Source organism: Beduini massiliensis (assembly GCF_000829905.1).
Lineage (GTDB): Bacteria > Bacillota_I > Bacilli_A > Erysipelotrichales > Coprobacillaceae > Beduini > Beduini massiliensis.
Genome location: NZ_CDPP01000006.1, coordinates 796,273 through 815,408 on the forward strand (window position 1 = coordinate 796,273; position 19,136 = coordinate 815,408).

21 protein-coding genes and 1 other annotated feature are annotated in these 19,136 nt (G+C 34.9%); of the genes, 17 read left to right on the forward strand and 4 right to left on the reverse strand.

What is annotated here, in order from left to right:
• The first annotated feature begins 25 nt into the window (after positions 1 to 25).
• Positions 26 to 1,468, forward strand: a complete 1,443-nt coding sequence (locus BN1225_RS13755; protein WP_041140344.1) for an ABC transporter substrate-binding protein — start codon at positions 26 to 28, stop codon at positions 1,466 to 1,468.
• Between the two features lie 109 nt (positions 1,469 to 1,577).
• Here BN1225_RS13755 and BN1225_RS13760 read toward each other — a convergent pair whose 3' ends face one another.
• Complete coding sequence (locus BN1225_RS13760; protein WP_041140345.1) at positions 1,578 to 1,814, reverse strand: hypothetical protein; 237 nt, start codon at positions 1,812 to 1,814, stop codon at positions 1,578 to 1,580.
• Between the two features lie 173 nt (positions 1,815 to 1,987).
• Between BN1225_RS13760 and BN1225_RS13765 the strand changes: the two genes are divergently transcribed.
• The 6 genes from BN1225_RS13765 (at position 1,988) to trpS (ending at position 6,811) form a co-directional block, all read left to right on the forward strand.
• On the forward strand, positions 1,988 to 2,395 hold the full coding sequence (locus BN1225_RS13765) for an ATP-binding cassette domain-containing protein (protein WP_041140346.1): 408 nt from the start codon (positions 1,988 to 1,990) through the stop codon (positions 2,393 to 2,395).
• An 8-nt stretch (positions 2,396 to 2,403) separates the two neighbouring features.
• On the forward strand, positions 2,404 to 2,874 hold the full coding sequence (locus BN1225_RS13770) for a LytTR family DNA-binding domain-containing protein (RefSeq protein ID WP_041140347.1): 471 nt from the start codon (positions 2,404 to 2,406) through the stop codon (positions 2,872 to 2,874).
• A 93-nt stretch (positions 2,875 to 2,967) separates the two neighbouring features.
• Positions 2,968 to 3,810: an ABC transporter ATP-binding protein gene (locus BN1225_RS13775; protein WP_041140348.1), complete on the forward strand. Its 843-nt coding sequence runs from the start codon at positions 2,968 to 2,970 to the stop codon at positions 3,808 to 3,810.
• On the forward strand, positions 3,810 to 4,526 hold the full coding sequence (locus tag BN1225_RS13780) for an ABC transporter permease (protein ID WP_041140349.1): 717 nt from the start codon (positions 3,810 to 3,812) through the stop codon (positions 4,524 to 4,526). Before BN1225_RS13775 ends, BN1225_RS13780 begins: the two co-directional genes overlap by 1 nt.
• 37 nt (positions 4,527 to 4,563) lie before the next feature.
• Complete coding sequence (locus BN1225_RS13785; protein WP_041140350.1) at positions 4,564 to 5,445, forward strand: hypothetical protein; 882 nt, start codon at positions 4,564 to 4,566, stop codon at positions 5,443 to 5,445.
• Positions 5,446 to 5,731: 286 nt separating this feature from the next.
• Positions 5,732 to 6,811, forward strand: coding sequence for a tryptophan--tRNA ligase (gene trpS, locus BN1225_RS13790; protein ID WP_041140351.1), 1,080 nt, complete (start codon positions 5,732 to 5,734; stop codon positions 6,809 to 6,811).
• 27 nt (positions 6,812 to 6,838) lie between these two features.
• Here the strand turns inward: trpS and iadA are convergent, their stop codons facing one another.
• The 3 genes from iadA to BN1225_RS13805 all read right to left on the reverse strand — a co-directional run bounded on the left by iadA (position 6,839) and on the right by BN1225_RS13805 (position 10,387).
• Positions 6,839 to 7,957, reverse strand: a complete 1,119-nt coding sequence (iadA, locus tag BN1225_RS13795; protein WP_041140352.1) for a beta-aspartyl-peptidase — start codon at positions 7,955 to 7,957, stop codon at positions 6,839 to 6,841.
• A gap of 34 nt (positions 7,958 to 7,991) precedes the next feature.
• On the reverse strand, positions 7,992 to 9,464 hold the full coding sequence (gene abc-f, locus BN1225_RS13800; RefSeq protein ID WP_041140353.1) for a ribosomal protection-like ABC-F family protein: 1,473 nt from the start codon (positions 9,462 to 9,464) through the stop codon (positions 7,992 to 7,994).
• Positions 9,465 to 9,730: 266 nt separating this feature from the next.
• The gene (locus BN1225_RS13805; RefSeq protein ID WP_041140354.1) at positions 9,731 to 10,387 is read right to left on the reverse strand and encodes an HAD family hydrolase; all 657 of its coding nucleotides are present in this window, start codon (positions 10,385 to 10,387) and stop codon (positions 9,731 to 9,733) included.
• 235 nt (positions 10,388 to 10,622) lie between these two features.
• Positions 10,623 to 10,831 (forward strand) — a binding site (T-box leader).
• A 44-nt stretch (positions 10,832 to 10,875) separates the two neighbouring features.
• Here BN1225_RS13805 and BN1225_RS13810 point away from each other — a divergent pair.
• The 10 genes from BN1225_RS13810 to ispE all read left to right on the forward strand — a co-directional run bounded on the left by BN1225_RS13810 (position 10,876) and on the right by ispE (position 19,111).
• Positions 10,876 to 11,571 (forward strand): amino acid ABC transporter permease, encoded by a 696-nt coding sequence (locus BN1225_RS13810; protein ID WP_041140355.1) that lies wholly within the window; start codon positions 10,876 to 10,878, stop codon positions 11,569 to 11,571.
• Positions 11,564 to 12,298, forward strand: a complete 735-nt coding sequence (locus BN1225_RS13815) for an amino acid ABC transporter ATP-binding protein (protein WP_041140356.1) — start codon at positions 11,564 to 11,566, stop codon at positions 12,296 to 12,298. The genes BN1225_RS13810 and BN1225_RS13815 overlap by 8 nt, the downstream gene beginning before the upstream one ends.
• A 20-nt stretch (positions 12,299 to 12,318) precedes the next feature.
• Positions 12,319 to 13,215, forward strand: coding sequence for a transporter substrate-binding domain-containing protein (locus BN1225_RS13820; protein ID WP_052466724.1), 897 nt, complete (start codon positions 12,319 to 12,321; stop codon positions 13,213 to 13,215).
• 52 nt (positions 13,216 to 13,267) lie between these two features.
• Complete coding sequence (locus tag BN1225_RS13825; protein WP_041140357.1) at positions 13,268 to 14,434, forward strand: M20 family metallopeptidase; 1,167 nt, start codon at positions 13,268 to 13,270, stop codon at positions 14,432 to 14,434.
• A 156-nt stretch (positions 14,435 to 14,590) separates the two neighbouring features.
• A complete protein-coding gene (locus tag BN1225_RS13830; protein ID WP_041140358.1) occupies positions 14,591 to 15,412 on the forward strand; it encodes a metallophosphoesterase in 822 nt (273 codons plus the stop codon).
• A gap of 127 nt (positions 15,413 to 15,539) precedes the next feature.
• Positions 15,540 to 16,136 carry a ribonuclease H1 domain-containing protein gene (locus BN1225_RS13835; RefSeq protein ID WP_041140359.1) on the forward strand — a complete coding sequence of 199 codons (597 nt, stop codon included), beginning with the start codon at positions 15,540 to 15,542 and terminating at the stop codon, positions 16,134 to 16,136.
• Positions 16,126 to 16,659 carry a ribonuclease M5 gene (gene rnmV, locus BN1225_RS13840; RefSeq protein ID WP_041140360.1) on the forward strand — a complete coding sequence of 178 codons (534 nt, stop codon included), beginning with the start codon at positions 16,126 to 16,128 and terminating at the stop codon, positions 16,657 to 16,659. Before BN1225_RS13835 ends, rnmV begins: the two co-directional genes overlap by 11 nt.
• Entirely contained in the window at positions 16,656 to 17,480 is an 825-nt protein-coding gene (gene rsmA, locus BN1225_RS13845) for a 16S rRNA (adenine(1518)-N(6)/adenine(1519)-N(6))-dimethyltransferase RsmA (protein ID WP_041140361.1), read from the forward strand. Before rnmV ends, rsmA begins: the two co-directional genes overlap by 4 nt.
• Before the next feature lie 30 nt (positions 17,481 to 17,510).
• A complete protein-coding gene (locus BN1225_RS13850) occupies positions 17,511 to 18,266 on the forward strand; it encodes a sporulation peptidase YabG (protein ID WP_041140362.1) in 756 nt (251 codons plus the stop codon).
• A gap of 5 nt (positions 18,267 to 18,271) precedes the next feature.
• Positions 18,272 to 19,111: a 4-(cytidine 5'-diphospho)-2-C-methyl-D-erythritol kinase gene (gene ispE / locus BN1225_RS13855; protein WP_041140470.1), complete on the forward strand. Its 840-nt coding sequence runs from the start codon at positions 18,272 to 18,274 to the stop codon at positions 19,109 to 19,111.
• Positions 19,112 to 19,136: the final 25 nt, after the last annotated feature.

A 19,136-nucleotide genomic window follows, 5' to 3' on the forward strand; every position in this document is an offset into this window, starting at 1 on the left:
TCTCTTCGTTATTAGGAGGGATAGAATGAAATACAAATGTATTATAGGGATTGTGATGGTTGTTGTGATGAGTATGGTTGTCTATATGACGGTTAAAACACCAAAGGAACCTGCTAATCTTATTTTCTCGGGGGAGCGTTCTAAAGTAAAGAAACAGGATGAGGAAAGAAAAAATACTTATGTTATTGGGGTTTCACAACTACCGTCTAATACTCATCCCTATTTACAACAAAGTGATTCCACACAAATAATCAATCAGTTAGTCTATCCCTCTTTAGTTCATATTAATAAAGGAAATTTTGAGTATCTTTTAGCTGACAGCATTCTTTTAAAAGAGCAGGGAACAAAAGCCCTTATAACAATCAAAAAAGACCTCAAATTCAGCGATGGAAGCTCGTTAACTGCAAAAGATGTCTTATATAGTTATTATTATCTAAACCATCCAGATGTAAATTATGAGGGGAAAAACACCTATTTATGTATTAAAGGAATGAAAGACTATCAGAGCGGTAAAGCACAGGACATCAGTGGCATAAAAGAATTAGATGAACAAACTTTAGAAATCCAATTTGCTGAACTTAATTCCAATATATTTTATTGTTTTGAACTTCCTATTCTAAAAGAGCAAAATGGTGCCTATCCATATTCCAATAACACACAAAGACATCTTGGGGCAGGAGAATATAAAATAGAAAGCCTGTCTTTATATGATCAAGTCACGTTGATTAAAAATGAATATAACACAACTAAAACAACATACCAAAAAATAAAATTAGTCACTGCGGATCTGCTTGCATTAAATGAGCAGGAAATAGATACGATGGTTATTTCTAAAAACAGTCTTGATGCCATAAAACAGTTGGGTGCCTATCGTATTTATGAATATTCAAGCAGACAAAGAGATTTTCTGATGTTTAATGTAAATAATGATTTGATGTCTGAAGCAGAAAACAGAAGAGTTATTGCTGATGCTTTAAATACAGAAGAAGTGGTGAATGCTGTTTATGAAGACGGAAGTGTATCTAAAGGAATTTTATCCGGCGATAAAGAAAAGCCGAATTATTTATCTTTAAAAAAGAAGAGTGAAAACGTATTAAATCAATCTGTTTTATTTCAACACACTTATGATGGCGAAGGTGTAGGGTTGTTTGAAACGCTTAAAAGTCAGCTGCAAGACAAGGTAGTTCTGGCTAATCGAATGGTGGGATTACAGACGTTATCTATTGATGATTCAGATATAGCGTTTTATCACTATTCAGGAATCATTGAAGATGTGTTGAATAGTTTTGATTTGGATGGTTACTTCTTGCAGTTGAATGATTGCGAATTAAAACAAAATGCAGACTTACTGGAAAAATATCTAACGCAGGAAACCTTATGTATCCCTCTTCATAATGAAAGCTACTATGTTATCGAATTAAATAAAAAAGCATCAGTTGATATATGGAATCTTATGGATGCTTATTAGAAAAAGAGGAGCAAATAGATTAAATTCAGCCGATGGTTAAACTACATAAAAAGGATAAAAAAAGACACCGGAGTTAAAAGATTCCGGTGTTTTAGATTGCTTGAACACTTTATTTTTTATTCTTGGCAAAAAAAGAACGATAGATAAAATAGACAATTAAAAGAATAATGATTCTATTTTGAATAATAATCGTGCTTGTATCCATCCAAGGGTATTCAAGATGATGAACAAATTTATCATAAAGCTGTGTTAAATAAATTATGATTCCCTCAATTCGTACTAATAAAAATAAACTAATGATGCCTGTTAGTAAATATAATCCTATCTTTTTAATTGTATGATTCATTTTAGTATACTACTCCTTTTAAATAATCGTATTCATACTATACCATAAAAAACAGATGGTGAATTGCAAAAATATTGAGCAGCATAAAAATCCTCTTTGAAATATTTTTATTCTGGTTGGCAATATAATAGATTTATGTTAAAGTCAAAATAGAAATATCAGGGGATAAAGGTATGAATTATTTAGAAAATATAAGTGAGCAAATGCAAATAGATGGCATGATCATCAATATTGAGTGTGATAGTAAAAACAGTGATCAAATCTTGGAATACGTACAAACATGGAAGCAGATTGGTGTTGTCACAAAGGATATTTATCTCTATGATCGCTTGAAAGTGAAAGAATATCTCAGGCTTTTTGGCCGACTTAATAAAATCGATAGGTATCAGGATATCGTTGATATCATGGATCTAAATGAACTTATGAATCTAAGATGTCATCAGCTGACCCATTCGCAGAAAAAAAGAGTGGCGATAGCCAGAGAATTACTGCGCGATCCTAAAATTATGTATATACAAGAACCGCTGAAGATCTTGATGAAGCCAGTTTTAATATTATATTACGTTGGATCAGTACATTAAAAGAACAGATGAAGCTGATTACCACTTCTTTATCTTTAAAATCAACCTTGCTTTTACCGGGCAATCCTTATACTTTATACCAAGGTCAAATGCAAAAGATTTATACCGATGATTATTTTGACTTGCTGCGTCAGGAACCATTGATTTATACAAAAATCAGTGCAAAAGTAGAAGATAAAGTATTTTTATTTGACCCGGAAGATATCAGTTATGTTGAAGCACAAAATTCAAAAACGATTATCTCTGTACGGGACAGTATGTTTCCATGTCAATACACATTAGATGAGTTAGAAGGAAAATTAAAACGATTTGGATTTTATCGCTGTCATCGTTCTTACTTAGTCAATATGCAAAAAGTCGAAGAAGTGAAGAAATGGACAAAGAACTCTTATTCGCTTAAATTGAAAAATATGGAAGACAAACATGTTCCTCTAGCTAAAGGGAGAATTGATGAATTAAGGGAGCTCTATGATTTTTAGGACTCCTTTCAGCTGTTTATAGGCTCCTTTCGACCTAAATAAGTGGTAAAATGATATAAAAGTGTGTAAGATGATTTAAACAGGGGGGATATTATGAAAAATGAGTTAATCATGAAAGATGTCAGTATATCTTTTGATGGAAAAAAAGCATTGGATCAACTAAGCTTTGAAGTTTATGAAAACGAAATATTTGGTTTTTTAGGTCCCAGTGGTGCCGGTAAAACAACGACAATCAAATTGCTGACAAAGCAGTTGAAAGCAGAAAGCGGCATGATTGAATTGTTTGGTGAAGATATTGACCATGTATCACAGGATACATTTGAAAAAATAGGCATATTAAGTGACAACAGCGGTGCGTATGAACGCTTTAGCTTATATGATAATATTAAATTCTTTGCAGATATTCGCAGAGTAAATCATGCACGAATTGATGAATTATTAAAACGTGTTGGGTTATACGAGGACCGTAATAAAAAGATGAAAAGTTTATCCAGAGGGATGACACAAAGAGCACTGATCGTTCAGGCTGTATTGCATAAACCAAAATTATTATTCTTGGATGAACCAACAGCAGCATTAGACCCTTCAACAACGAAAGAAATTCATCAAATGTTGTTGGAACTAAATAGAGAAGGAACAACAATTTTTCTGACAACACATCGAATGGAAGAAGCAGATCAGTTATGTGATCGTATTGCTTTCTTAAATAAAGGGCATGTGATTGAATCGGGAAGCCCGGAAGAATTAAAAGTGAAATACGCTAAAGATAAAATGGTGGCTGTATTTAAAGAGAATGGAAAAATAGAATTTGATAAATCATCAGAAGCATTGCTTCAATTAGCAGAGCTTTCAAAAAATGATGAGCTTATCACATTGCATTCGATTGAACCGACAATCGAAGATATTTTCTTAGAATTAACGAAGGAGGCAGCATAATGAAAATCGCCGGATATAAAATAAAAGCATTGTTTATTAAAGATATTAAAAACTTATTCCGTAGTCCTAATGTAGCTTTCATGTTGTTGCTGCCAATTGGATTTGCTTTCCTTTATACACATATTATGGAAATGCCGGATGAAGCGGGAATGTATGTCTTTAATTTATGTACGATCTTAAATATAGGGGTTGTACCTATTTCCATTGTGGCAATGAGCATTGCGGAAGAAAAAGAGAAAAATACACTTCGTACATTGATGCTTTCCAATGTATCAGCCGTTGAATTCATGACAGCAAAACTGGTATTAGGCATTGTTATGTTCTTAGGTGTGAATGTGTTAGTTTATTTCATTTGCGGAGTAGATATTGCATCGTTTCCTTGGATTATGCTGGTGATCTTTATTACGTCTTTATCGGCGTTGATGTTTGGGGCAGTGATTGGCTTAATTTCTAAAGATCAGATGGCAACAGGGTACTATTCAACTCCGGTGATGCTGTTGTTTATGGCACCTATATTTGGGATGATGTCAGAATCAATCAGTAAGATTACACAATTTATTCCCACTCAGTCGATGATGTGGCTGCAAGGTATCGAAAGTGCCAGTGATCTATTGACAGGAAAAGGATTGTTCTCAATTGCAGTGATTGCCGCATGGATGATTATTTCACTCATAGTGTTTAAATTTGTCTACAAAAAGAATAGTTTGGACAATTAATCGAATATCGTTATAATAAAGGTTAGGAGATGAAGCTATGCATTCGACTAACCTTTTTAAATCTATCTTTTATATCTTTATTGTCTCTATTTTTATTATCGGTCTTTATTTTTGTACCTCTTTAATAGTGAATGGTACGATTGAAAATTATAATAAAGCCGCATGGTATTATCATTACAATCAAGTGGAGATTGACCTTACTTCTAATATAGATGATTTAAAACAGCACTATGTTTCAATGATTGGCTATCAAGATGAACGTTTGTTTCAATTAGAGAATCAAGAAGTTTCTGTCTATCAGCTTATTCACTATCCTATAGAGTTAAAAAACGGTGAATTGCCAAAAACAGAGGATGAAATGATTATTTCTTGGGAAATAGCCGATTATTTAATTGAGCATTATCAATTAGAGAGTAATCAGGAACTTTTGGGCAGAGAGCTTTTTGATTATCGTATTTGTGGTATTGCGAGTGTTCAGATGCAAAATGATTGGGTAGTCTATATCAAAGAAATACCTGATTCTATGACCCAACGTTTATTATTTGCACCGTCTACGGATATGGAGGCTTTGCATACTCAGCAAGGATTTACCCTAAATCAGCATGATCAAGTGATCGGGTATATGCAAAAGATAATGAAAGCCTTAGATCTTTTTGCGGTTATTAGTTTATTTTGCTTAGGTGTTGATCTATTACTTAGTAAATTAAGTCATTTTAATATGAAGCAGACATTTATATTAAATGTTTTAGGTATCCTATTAAGTGTTGGCATTATCCGTGTAAGTGATGGTGTTTTAAATCAATGGTTAAGTGCAATTCCTTATTTACATATGCAAAGACAATGGGGGTATTTGATCGTTCCAATTATATTTATACTGATTCTTAATTTGGGGATTAAGAAAATAAAGTTTTTTAATTAACTTCGTTGACAAAAATTTGTTTACGTTCTATTATTTTAATAACAAAAAAATTCGCTTAATCAGGAAGAGTAGCTTGAAAGAGAGATTATAGAGAGTAAGTGGTGGGTGGAAACTTATATCCATGTTCTAGTGAATGGGCCTGATGAGAAGCAAAACGAAAGGAAACGAGTAGTGGCGCCGCAATTCCTGCGTTATTGGAAACAGACATGATGGTGTTTGAATAGGTGGCGGATCAGTTTTTGTCCTATTGGGCAGAAACTTTTTTTGTTAGAAAGAGGGAAAAATTATGAAAAAAATCATTTTAACAGGAGATCGACCAACCGGTCGCCTACATTTAGGACATTTTGTTGGTTCTTTAAGAAGACGTGTGGAATTACAGAATTCGGGAGAATTTGATGAAATTTATATTATGATTGCCGATTCACAGGCATTAACCGATAATGCTGATAATCCGGAAAAGATAAGAAGAAATATCTTAGAAGTAGCTTTAGACTATTTATCAGTTGGACTAGATCCAAAAATAACGACTATGTTTATTCAATCTCAGATTCCGGCATTATATGAATTGACTGCTTATTATTTGAATTTGGTAACAGTGGCAAGATTACAACGTAACCCAACCATAAAAGAAGAAATCAAACAAAGGGGATTTGAAACAAGTATTCCTGCCGGATTCTTAAATTATCCGGTTTCTCAGGCGGCAGATATTACGGCGTTTGAAGCGACTTGTGTTCCCGTTGGTGAAGATCAAATGCCGATGATCGAGCAAACGCGTGAAGTAGTGCGTAGTTTTAATCATCTTTACGGGGATGTGTTAGTGGAACCGGAGGGTTTATTATCAGATAATGAAGTGTGTTTGCGACTGCCGGGAATTGACGGAAAGGCAAAGATGTCCAAATCTTTAGGAAACGGTATTTATTTATCAGATACTCCTGAAGAAGTAAAGAAAAAAGTAATGAGTATGTACACGGATCCTAATCATTTAAAAGTAGAAGATCCGGGCAGTGTCGAGGGGAACACAGTCTTTATCTATTTAGATGCTTTCTGTAAAGATGAATACTTTGAAAAATATCTTCCTGAATACAAGAACTTAGATGAATTAAAAGCCCATTATCAGCGTGGCGGTTTAGGAGATGTGAAGATTAAGCGTTTCTTAAATAGTGTATTAGAGGAGATTTTGACACCGATTCGCGAAAGAAGAAAAGAACTGGAAAAAGATATTGATAGTGTGATGAAAGTTTTACAAGATGGTTGTGATAAGGCGAATGCTAAAGCGAATGCTACTTTAAAGAAGGCAAAAGATGCCATGAAGATTAATTATTTTGATGACCAGGAACATAATATTAAAGATTATTTTCAAGAATAATAAAAACCGGTGAGGATATTCACCGGTTTATTCGTATGTTCCTTTGATTAACAATTCTTTATTTTGAATGTGAAGAACACCTTTAATCATTACATCTTGTATTTCATTATTCTCATCCAACAAGAGAAGGTCAGCATCTTTATTAACTTCGATTATTCCCTTGTTGAGGTGTAATCCTTTAGCTACATTGACAGTGAAGAATGGCAAAGCTTCTTCTATCGTGAATCCGGCAGTCAGCATATAGTTGAACTCTTTAAATAAACAATCGACACTGGATACTCCTATTTTTGTCAGATGCCCGTCTTCATCATAATGCGACCAGCTGCCTTGTCCGTCGGAACTGATTGTGATGCGTGATAATGGGAGCTGACGCTTTTTCGCTTCTATAATAGCATGAGTGGGCTGATGATCGGGACTGGCTGTCATATCAATATATCCTCCCATCTTTAATAGTCGATACGCTTCTTCTAATAAGTGGGGATTTCTTGTCACATGGGTAGGACGAAACACTGTAATAGGAATATCCGTTTTTTCCAAGGCTTCAAATACGGGGGCTAACCCCTCTTTTTCATCCCCCATATGCAAAGTCAAAATACCGGGTTTTCCACTTAATAAGGCACTGACACGGACATCACTGGCTAAACGAATTAATTCTTGAGGAGTGACATGACTGGAACGATGATCTGACAGGGCGAGTTTGCAGCCAACGACTTCATCGATAAACAGCACATCTTTCTTGATGTCACCGGTAATGGTGATAGGTGGATACTGATAGGAGCCGCTGATGATCAGACAGTTGATTCCTTCTTCTTTTAGAGCCTTCGCTTTGGATAACAGATTTTCAACATCACGACTGATACCGTCCGTTCCTAAAAGACCTAACACAGTAGTAATTCCGGCAGCAGTTAATTTAGAAAGGGTAATTTCGGGTGCTTTTGTTTTGAAGCTTCCTTCACCACCCCCTCCGGTAATATGCACATGCTGATCAATGAAGCCGGGAATTAATTTTTTATGTGTTCCATCTAGGATAGGGAATAGAGTCGTTTCTATGTGATCTTGAATCATTTCAATTTTGTCACTGACTAAAACATCCTTTTTACCTAAGTAAGTAGGTGAATAGACTTCTATATTTTTAATTAAATACATAAAAATACCTCCGTTAGAGGTATTATAAAACAAATTATCCTAATTGAATACGCTTGGTTGCGATTTTATCTGTAAATGCAGCATCATGTTCTACAAAGATCATCGTTGGCTGATATTCTAAAATGAGATTTTCAATCTGAATACGCGATAAAACATCAATATAATTGAGTGGTTCATCCCAAATATATAAATGAGCCTGCTGACAAAGACTGCTCGCAATAAGCACTTTTTTCTTTTGTCCGGCACTGAATTCTTCCATGTTTTTTTCGAATTGAATTCTTGAAAAATCTAATTTCCTTAAAATTGCTTTAAATAAGCTTTCATCAATCCCGATATTTTGAGCATATTCTTTTAAATTTCCTTTTAAAAAAGCAGTATCTTGTGATACATAGGAAATCTTTAACTGATTTTTAATAAATATCGTACCGGAATGAGGAATCTCTTGTCCTAAAAGCAATTTAATAATACTTGATTTTCCGGAACCGTTTTTGCCGATCAAAGCCACTCGCTCACCGTCATAAACATTAAAGCTGAGATCTTGGATAATCGGACGATCATAGACAATGTTTAAATGATCGACATACAGCATCTGACTGCTGTGAAACTTTAATGGATGGATAGCAAGTGATTCTGCTTCTTCAATATTTTTAAGCAGTTTTTCTTTTTCGTTTAACTGATCGTTTCGTCTTTTTTCCAGTGTCTTTGACCGTTTCATCATTTTAGCGGATTTGTGTCCGATGAAACCACGATCGGGTCTTAATCCGGAGATGCGCTGTCCTTTTTTTGTGCTTTCAACATCATCTGACCATTGCGTTGTGCGTTTAGCGGCTTCATTTAGACGCTTAATATCTTTCTTTAAACGCTGATTCTCATTAAGTTCATACTGATCTTGGTAATCTTTATTTTGTTTCCAAGTGCTGTAATTTCCCTTTTGCACTTCAATATTCGCTTTGTTGATGGATAATACGTGATCGATACAGCCATCTAAAAAAGTACGATCATGGCTGATTAAGATAAATCCATTCTTTTTGTTTAAATACTCGCTGACAACCCTGCGTCCATTCATGTCTAAATGGTTTGTCGGTTCATCGATCAATAGAAAGTGATGCTCCTTTAAAAATAAGATGGCGAGCATAATTTTAGTCTGTTCACCTTTGGATAAAGTAAAAAACATCTGATACAATGTTTCATCAGGAATTTCCAGTAATGAAAATTCTTTGTAAATCTGCCATTGTTCAATATTTGGGAGCATTTCTTCAATAATGTTGATTGTTAAATCATCTTCAATCGAAAAAGGAAAATAATCAAATTCAATGTCGGCACTGATTGTTCCTTTATATTCATATTCCCCCATCAATAGTTTTAAAAAAGTTGTTTTTCCTCTCCCATTTCTGCCGATAAATCCAAGCTTCCAATTCGTATCAATCTGAAAGCTTACATTATGAAAAATATTTTCAAATGAAGAATCATAGGAAAATGTTAATTGGGATATATTTATTAATGCCATAAGTGTCCTCCTTATAATCAAAAAAGATTGCAAGAAATTACAGTCCTTTTTAAGCATAATAAAAAGAAGATATATAATTTCTTGCTCGGACACACAAAAACTCGTCATTATTTGACCTTGTGCATCCTATTTTTTAGCAAGAAATTTTATACATCTTCTCATCCCCTTTGTTACTTTAAATATAGGCTATTTTAAATAATTTATCAACCTATTTTAAAGGAATTTAAAATAAAAAGCGATATGATTGAAATCATACCGCGTATATTTTATAGTTTTTGGTCTTTTATTAAAGTCAGAACATCATTTAAACTGTTTGCAATATCATAAGTCATCTCTGCATATTCTTTTTCCGGATATTTCATATCAGGAATACAGATCACACGAATATCAGCACTGTAGGCTGCCTGAATACCGGCTTCGGAATCTTCTAATACTAATGCCTCATTTGGACTGACTCCGAGTTTTTCGCAAGACTTCAGGAATACTTCCGGATTTGGTTTTCCTTTTGACACTTCATCACCACAGATCGAATCATCAAAATAGGAAGCAATCTTTGCATTCTCTAAAATAACGTCGACACGATGACGATTAGAAGATGTTGCTACAATCGTTTTATAGTTGTTTTCTTTTAAATATTTCAACAGTTCGATTAAACCGGGTTTAATCGGTACCCCTTTTGTTTCAAATAAATCTGCCATATAAGCATGCACTTTTTGAATAACTTCTTCAATGGGAAAATCTTCTCCGAATTCTTTATGAAATTGCGCATAGATTCCGGCAATAGGTTTACCTAATAGGGTTTTATAAAATTCTTCTGTCATGGTGTGTCCCAATTTATTGCATTCGATCACATACCCGTCAAAAGTGACTCTTTCGCTGTCGATCATGAGACCATCCATATCAAAAATAACTGCTTTAAGCATAGTGTAATCCGCCTTTCATTTCGTTAGTTATAATGTAAACTAAATTAAACGATGTGTCAATTTAAACTAAATTTAAAATTTAATACTTAATGTTTTTTATAAATACATTACTAATATACGAACCTTTTGCATATATTTTAGGGGAACCATAAATTTAGTGCTAATAAAGAAAAAAGAAAAAATAATAAATAGGTGTTGACAAGTAAAATTAAAAATGTATAATGAGGGCATACAAATAAACCCAACGATAAAGAGAGTAGTTATCTGAAATGTTTCAGCGAGTTAATGTAGGTGAGAGATTAACACAGGAAAGATGGCGAAGCGCACTTTGGAGGGGGATATCTGAATTCATAGGATATTCGGTAAGCTTACCTTACAAGCGAGAGTGGATATGAGGTCAACTTATATCAACGAGAGTGGTACCGCGATATATTCGTCTCTTGATTTATTTCAAGAGGCGTTTTTTATTTATAAAAGGAGGAGAAGTTATGATTGGTACAATGACATTAGATTTTTCAACGATGGCGCCTTATTGGACATGGTTTGTAGAAGGTGCGATCACAACAGTATGGTTAACTGCTGTAACGGTTATTGCAGGGACTGTAATAGGATTCCTTGCAACGATTATGAAGCGATCACGAATTAAACCTATTAATTGGATAGCAAATATTTATACTTCAGTCATTCGAGGAACACCAATTTTACTTCAATTGTATATTGTTGCATTTGGTCTACCTTCATTAGGTATAAAGATTCCTGATATTATGGGAATTCCTAGATCATCTATGTATTTATCTTGTATCATTGCATTATCGTTAAACTCAGGGGCATATATTTGTGAAATCTTCAGAGCCGGATTAAATGCAGTAGATGCCGGTCAAGCTGAAGCGGCAAGATCACTAGGGTTAAACAGTAAGCAAACAATGCGTTTAATTATTTTGCCACAGGCAGTAAAAACCGTTTTACCATCTTTAGTTAATGAGTTTATTATGATGATTAAGGAGACCTCACTTGTTTCAACATTGGGATTAGGTGACGTGATGTATACACAGAAAATAATACAAGGATCAACGTATCGTATTTTTGAACCTTATATTATTATCGCAATTATTTATTTAGCACTAACAACAGTCTTAACATTTATTTCAGGCAAAATAGAAAGGAAGATGAATACAGATGCTTAAAACAGTCGATTTACACAAAACTTATGGTAAGTTAGAAGTTTTAAAAGGAATTACAACAGAGATTCATACAGGTGAAGTGGTTGCCATTATTGGTCCATCAGGATCTGGAAAGTCTACTTTCTTACGATGCCTTAACCTGCTAGAGGAGCCCACAAAAGGGGAAGTTATTTTTAAAGATCAGAATTTGACAACAAAAGTAGATAAAGATTTTGATTTGAATAAGGTAAGAGAACACATTGGTATGGTATTTCAGCATTTCAATTTATTTCCTCATAAAACGGTAATTGAAAATATTATGCTGGCACCCATTAAAGTTAAAGGGTTATCAAAAGAACAGGCACATGACAGAGCTTTGGAATTACTAAAAAAAGTGGGATTAGAAGATAAAAAAGATGTTTATCCAAATAAACTGTCCGGTGGACAAAAACAACGTGTGGCGATTGCCAGAGCATTAGCGATGCAACCCGATGTTATGTTGTTTGACGAACCGACAAGTGCCTTAGATCCAGAGATGGTAAAAGAAGTATTATTAGTTATTCAAGATTTAGCTAAATCAGGAATGACAACAGTCATTGTAACTCATGAAATGGGTTTCGCGAAAGAAATCGCATCACGTGTAATGTTCATTGATCAAGGAATTATCTTAGAAGAAGGAACTCCGGATGAGGTATTCAATCATCCAAAACACGAAAGAACAAAAGAATTTTTTGATAAAGTGATGTATTAAAAGAAAAGGGGATAAAAACTATGAAAAAATTAGTAAAATTATTAATGGTTGCTTGTATGACAGCAGCATTAGTTGGATGTAGTTCAGGTGGAGAAACTGATAGGTTAGAACAAATAAAAAAACAGGGGTATATCACATTAGGAACTTCTCCTGATTATGCACCAAATGAATTTTATATTGAAGAAAACGGGAAAAAGAAAGTAGTCGGATCCGATATTGACATGGCACAAGCAATCGCTGATAAAATCGGAGTAGAATTAAGAATTCAAGAATCAGACTTTAATACAGTAATTGCAAACGTTCAAGCAGGAAATGTAGATATGGGGATTTCCGGTTTTGCTTGGAAATCTGAAAGAGCTGAGGTAGTTGATTTTTCTGATAACTATTCAAGAGATACCGGAGAAACAAGCTGGCAAGGCTTAATGGTAAGAAAAGAAGACGCTGAAAAATTTAAAACAAAAGAAGATGTGAAAAACGCTAAAATAAAAATTGGAGCACAGACAGGTTCTATTCAATATGATATGGCTTTAGCAGTAGTAGCGAATAAAAGTGATATTGTAGCTGTTGCGGATACAACTTCTTGTGCAGGATTATTATCTACTGGGGATATTGATGCCTTTGTATGTACTTCAACTCAGGCTTATGCTTTGATGGAAACCTTTAACAACATTACAATTTTACCAGAAAAAGAATTTAATATGGATCCAGATGAGTTTTATGATAGAACAGGAGTAATCGTCGCTAAAGGAGATAGTTCAAAAGCTCTATTAGAAGTAATCAATGAAGTAATTGAAGAAGCAAAAGTTAAAGACGAGAATGGATTAGATAATTTAACTAAATGGTATGAAAATGCTGTTAAATTAATGCCTTTTGAAATTCCAGAAGACCAAATCAATCAATTAGAAACAGCTGAATAATAATAGAAAGCAACTTTTGTTGCTTTTTATAAAAGAAAAAAGGAGAAAAACAATGGACTGCAAACAAATTATTAAAGATTCAGTAGAATCAAAAGTAGAAGATTACATGAGTTTAGTAAAGAGTATGTATGAAAATCCGGAAATCGGAAATGAAGAATTTGAAACAATGGAACTACTTTCTTCATATTTAGAAAAGGCTGGATTTGAAACAACCAAAGGATATGTTGTTCCCACTGGTTTCTTAGGAAAGTATGAGACAGGAAAACCTGGACCTAAAATCGCATTTATGTGTGAATATGATGCTTTACCGGAAGTAGGGCATGGCTGTGGGCATAACCTGATTGCCGGAATTGGGATTGCGGCAGGGGAAGCCTTAAAAGCCGTTATCGATCAATTTGGCGGAACCGTATTAGTTGTTGGAACACCGGCTGAAGAAAACTTCGGTGGTAAAGTTTCGATGGCAGAGGCAGGGGTATTTGATGATGTCGATGCTGCACTGATGGTACATCCGGGAACATCAAGTGGATTAGGCGGACGTTCAAATGCAATCAATCCGGTGAAGTTTGAATTCTTCGGAAAAAATGCACATGGCTGTCATCCACAGGATGGGGCTTCTGCTTTAGATGCTGCTGTGATGACATATATTCAAATCAATTTATTGAGACAATTTGTTGAAAAGAATACGTTCATTCATGGAATTATCAGAGATGGCGGAGCTGCTGCCAATGTTATTCCGGCTTATACATCAATGGAATATTATTTCAGAGCACCGACAATGAAATATGCTTTGGAAGTAACAGACAAAGCAATCGAATGTGCAAAAGGGGCATGTCTTGCGACTGGCACAACCTTTAAGACTTCAATCTATGAGTGTCCTTATGAAGACACTTTGATTAACTATACATTAGCCGATATTTTGAATGATAAATATACGGAACTCGGTGTTCCCGATATTGAACCTGTTAATGAAGTAGGGGACGGATCAACAGATGTTGGTGCTGTAAGCTATAAATGTCCGACTATTCAAGGAAGAATTAAAATTGCCGATACGTGTGTAACTGGACATTCAAAGGAAATGGCTGCGGCAACTATTTCCCCAGAAGGTAAAAACGGGTTAATCAAAGCTGCCGAAGGGATCGCTTTAACCGCATTGGAATTGTTGGAAAAACCAGAATTGCTTCAAAAAGTGAAAGACGAATTTATTGCCGCAACAAAATAAATTAGGATCTTAGTTGATAAAAACAGATGAGTATTGTAGAATAAATTAGATTTCTCTAATGTGAAGAAGGTCACAAAACGTGATTTCATTAGAGAATCTTTTTATTTTAGAATAGTGTACTTCAAGAACGATAAACGAAACAAAAAGGAGAGAACAATGAAGATAGTCAAACGTTTATTAAAAGTATTTGCGGTATTGTTTATAGTTGGCTGTCTATGCATAGGATATGCCTTTTTGGTGGAGCCTAAACGATTAGTTGTTAATGAATATGAGTTAGAAAAGAATGATCAGCTTGCTTCCATTAAGATTGTGCAGCTGTCAGATACCCATGTGGGAAATCATTATGATATTAAACAATTAGATAAGTTGGTTGAGAAAACCAATCGATTAGATCCTGATCTTATTGTGTTTACAGGGGATTTATTTGATGTTTACTCCCAGTATCCTAAAAACAAAGAGGTGCAGGAAAGTCTCTCCCGTTTGCAAGCGACCTATGGAAAGATTGCGGTATGGGGCAATCGTGATTATGGCGGTGGTGCCGAGCGCATCTATCAGGATTTAATGGAGAATGCCGGCTTTATTGTACTAAGTAATGAAGTAATGTCGATTAAGGTAGATAATAAAATACTCTCTATTGGCGGAGTTGATGACTTTTTATTGGGCAATCCGCAAATGAAGCGAACCGCTGATCAATTAAATGGCGATTATAACGTATTATTGATGCATGAACCTGATGAAGCAGAAATGTTAGTGAATACATCAGCAGATCTGATATTAACCGGGCATAGTCATGGCGGACAGATTCGTCTGCCGATCATACCGGGAATACGCACTGAATTAGCGCATCGCTATGTGGATGGTTTCTATACTATTGATGAAGATACGTTGTTATTTGTAAATACCGGTATTGGCACAACCAAGATTCATGCACGTTTTATGGTGCCGCCGGAAATAGATGTGTTTGAAATTAAATTTTAGAACTCTAAGTGAAATATACTCAATATTTGGTTATCCAAATGAAGGGAACGGTAGCAAAAGAGTTCTTTTTTAATAGACTGGTTTTTTTAATAATGAAATGCTATGATAGAGGCAATGAGGTGTAGATATGGCAAAATTTTATGCAGTAAAAAACGGAAAAGTACCGGGAATTTATTCTACTTGGGAGGCATGTAAAAAGCAGGTGGCAGGATTCTCAGGAGCAGTATATAAAAGTTTCACATCCAAAGAAGAAGCAGAAGCGTTTATCAAAGATCAGCCTAAAACGATTGATCAGCCAGGCTTGATTGCTTATGTTGATGGCAGTTACAATATTAAAACGAAGGAATATGGGTATGGCTGTGTGCTTTTAGATGGACAGACCGTAGTGAAAGAATTATTGGGGAAAGGCGATCATCCGGAGTATGCGTCGATGCGTAATGTTGCCGGGGAAATATTTGGAAGTGAGGTCGCTATAAAGTATGCTATTGAACATGGGTATTCAGCGATCTATATTTATTATGATTATGAAGGGATACAAAAATGGGCAGATGGATTATGGAAAGCAAATAAGGTCGGAACGCAGCGATATCAGCAGATCATCAAAGAATTTAGAACAAAAATTGCAATCCAGTTTATTAAAGTTTTAGCACATAGCGGCGATCTTTATAATGAAAGAGCCGATTATTTAGCGAAAAAAGCAGCGGGGGTTAAATATGAAGATTAATGAAGTCATTATTGTTGAAGGGAAAACAGATACCCAAGTATTAAAATCGTTTTTAGATGTCGATACGATTGAAACCGGCGGATCTGGATTAAATCAAAAGACACTGGATTATATCAAAACAACAAGTCTGACACGTGATATTATCGTGATGACCGATCCTGACTTTCCAGGAAAACAAATACGTGACAAGATATCAAAGGTGATTCCACATTGCAAGCATGCTTTTGTGAATAAAAAAGATGCGATCAAACATCATAAGGTAGGAATTGCCGAAGCTACCCAAGATGCTATTTTGGAAGCACTGGAAAATGTCGTGACATTTAGTCCTGATAGTGAAAGCATTACTTGGTCAGAATTTATTCAATTAGATATTATCGGTAATAAAAAAAGACGAGAAGAAATATACGATCATTTTCATTTGGGCTATGGGAATGTTAAAACATTGTTTAAAAGACTGAACTTAGTTGGCATTACTGCTCAGCAGATTCAAGATTTTATAACTCAGGGAGGAAAAGACACTTGAGAGATATCGGAAAAGTAAATCATACATTGGAAATATTGGATCGCTTTGAACTTCAGGCAAAGAAATCTTTTGGTCAGAATTTTTTGGTGGATATCAATATTATCAGAAACATCGTAGAGTGTGCTCATATCCAAGAAAATACCTGTGTTGTAGAGATCGGACCGGGGATCGGCGGACTGACTGAATATATTGCCCGATCTGCCAAAAAGGTCATTGCTTATGATATTGATGAACGTCTCAAGGATGTATTGGCTTATAGTCTAAGTGAGTATCAAAATGTAGAGGTTCGTCTGCAAGATTTCTTAACTGTGGATCTTCAAGCATTGGCAGAGGAATTAAAAGAATATGATCATTTCATCATTATTTCTAATCTGCCTTACTATATTACCAGTGAACTTTTGACAAAAATCATGATCAGTTCCATAAAGATGGATTGTTTTGTTGGAATGATGCAAAAAGAAGTAGCATTAAAGCTAACTTCAAAAGAAAAAAGTCCCCTGCGTTTGATGATGGACTATGTGGGAGAAGTGAAGTATGAATTCACTGTCACAGCAAATGTCTTTATCCCTAAACCGAAAGTAGACTCTGCTGTGATTTCAGTCACTTTTAAGGAAATGAATAAAGAAAATCTTAATGATTTTTATCGCTTCCTGCTAGTCTGTTTTAAACAAAGAAGAAAAACGATCTATAATAATTTATCATTGACTGCACAAGATAAAGATAAGCTGAAAGAAGTATTAAAGACTTGTAATATTGATCCTAAATTACGTGCAGAACAATTATCTTTGGATCAATTTAAAGAATTGTATGACCTTATTTAATATTTTTCATATATTTATATAGGTGGTCATATGAAAATAGGAGATTTAGTAGTACGTATAAAATATAACCGCGACATCGTTTTTGAAATCTATGATATTCAAAAGGATGTCGTTTATTTAAAAGGGGTCGAGGTTCGACTGGTAGCAGACAGCACATTGGACGATTTGGAACCGGCACAAGAAAGCCATTTTGTGACCAAATTGGATGAATCGGCATTATTAAGAAATGATAAAGTAATCAGGGGAAAAGTACTCCATTTAGACGGAGATCCCAGATATTTAAAAATGTGTGAAGAAAAATATAAGGCATTGGGAGTTCGAGCAGTATGTATCTATTTAAAAGAAGGCGAAATGAAAGATCAGATTTATGAACTGCTGGAAAAGCATAAGCCGCAGATTTTGGTGATTACCGGTCATGATTCCATGTCCAGAGATGGAAATTGTGAAAATATTGACACCTACAGTCATACCCGTGATTATATTGAAGCCGTTAAACAAGCACGCCTGTATGAAAGCAATATTGATCAATTAGTGATTTTTGCCGGGGGCTGTCAGTCCAATTATGAATTGTTGATAGCGGCAGGAGCTAATTTTGCTTCTTCCCCACAAAGAAAGAATATTCATGCCTTAGACCCTGTTTATATTGCTTTTCAAGTAGCGAATGAAAGCGTGAAGAATTATGTCGATGTTGAAACTGTCATCAAAAATACTTATAATAAAGCTGCAGGGATCGGTGGAATCGATACGCGCGGGGTCGCCCGCAACATCTATCCAAGAAGGGAATGAATGGGATGAAAATAAGAGCACACGCTAAGATTAATCTTGGTTTAAATGTAGTGGGAAAAAGAGAAGACGGATATCATGAATTAGAAATGATCATGGCACCGATCTCTTTACATGATCTTCTTTATATCAATATTATTGATGAAGGAATAGAAATTTCCAGCAATAGTACGATTATGCCCGTAAATGAAAAAAACATTATGTATAAAGTCGCAAAAGCAATGATGGAGCGCTATGATATTAAAAAAGGAGTTCGTATTCATATCTACAAACATATTCCCATGCAGGCAGGATTAGCCGGAGGCAGTGCTGATGGAGCGGCTGTGATGCGTGCCATCAACCTCTTGTTTAAGTTAGGGCTGAGTTATGAAGAATTAGCTGAATTAGGCAAATCGATCGGAGCAGACATTCCTTTTTGTATTCATGAAAAAACAGCGTTTGTATCCGGTATAGGCGAAAAGCTGGAGTTTATAGATAACCCTATTCATAAACATATTGTTTTGATTAAGCCAAGAAAAGGGGTTTCTACGAAAAGATCATTTGGAATGTTGGATATTGCCAATGAGATTCATCCGGATTGTCGTGCGTTAAAAGATGCGATACAGGAAAATGACTATGATAAAATGCTGAAATGTATGGGAAATACATTAGAAGGGGTTTCTGTAAAGATTGTTCCGCAGATTGGAGAAATAAAAAGTGCTCTTTTAAAAATGGGCTTTGATACTGCTTTAATGTCGGGCAGCGGATCGTGCGTATTTGCAGTGACAGATGATGAAAAATTAGTGGATTTGGCTGTAGATCATTTCAGAAAACAAAAAATATTTGCACAGAAGGCTACTTTTTTATAAAAAAATAAGGGGTATTACGGTAATA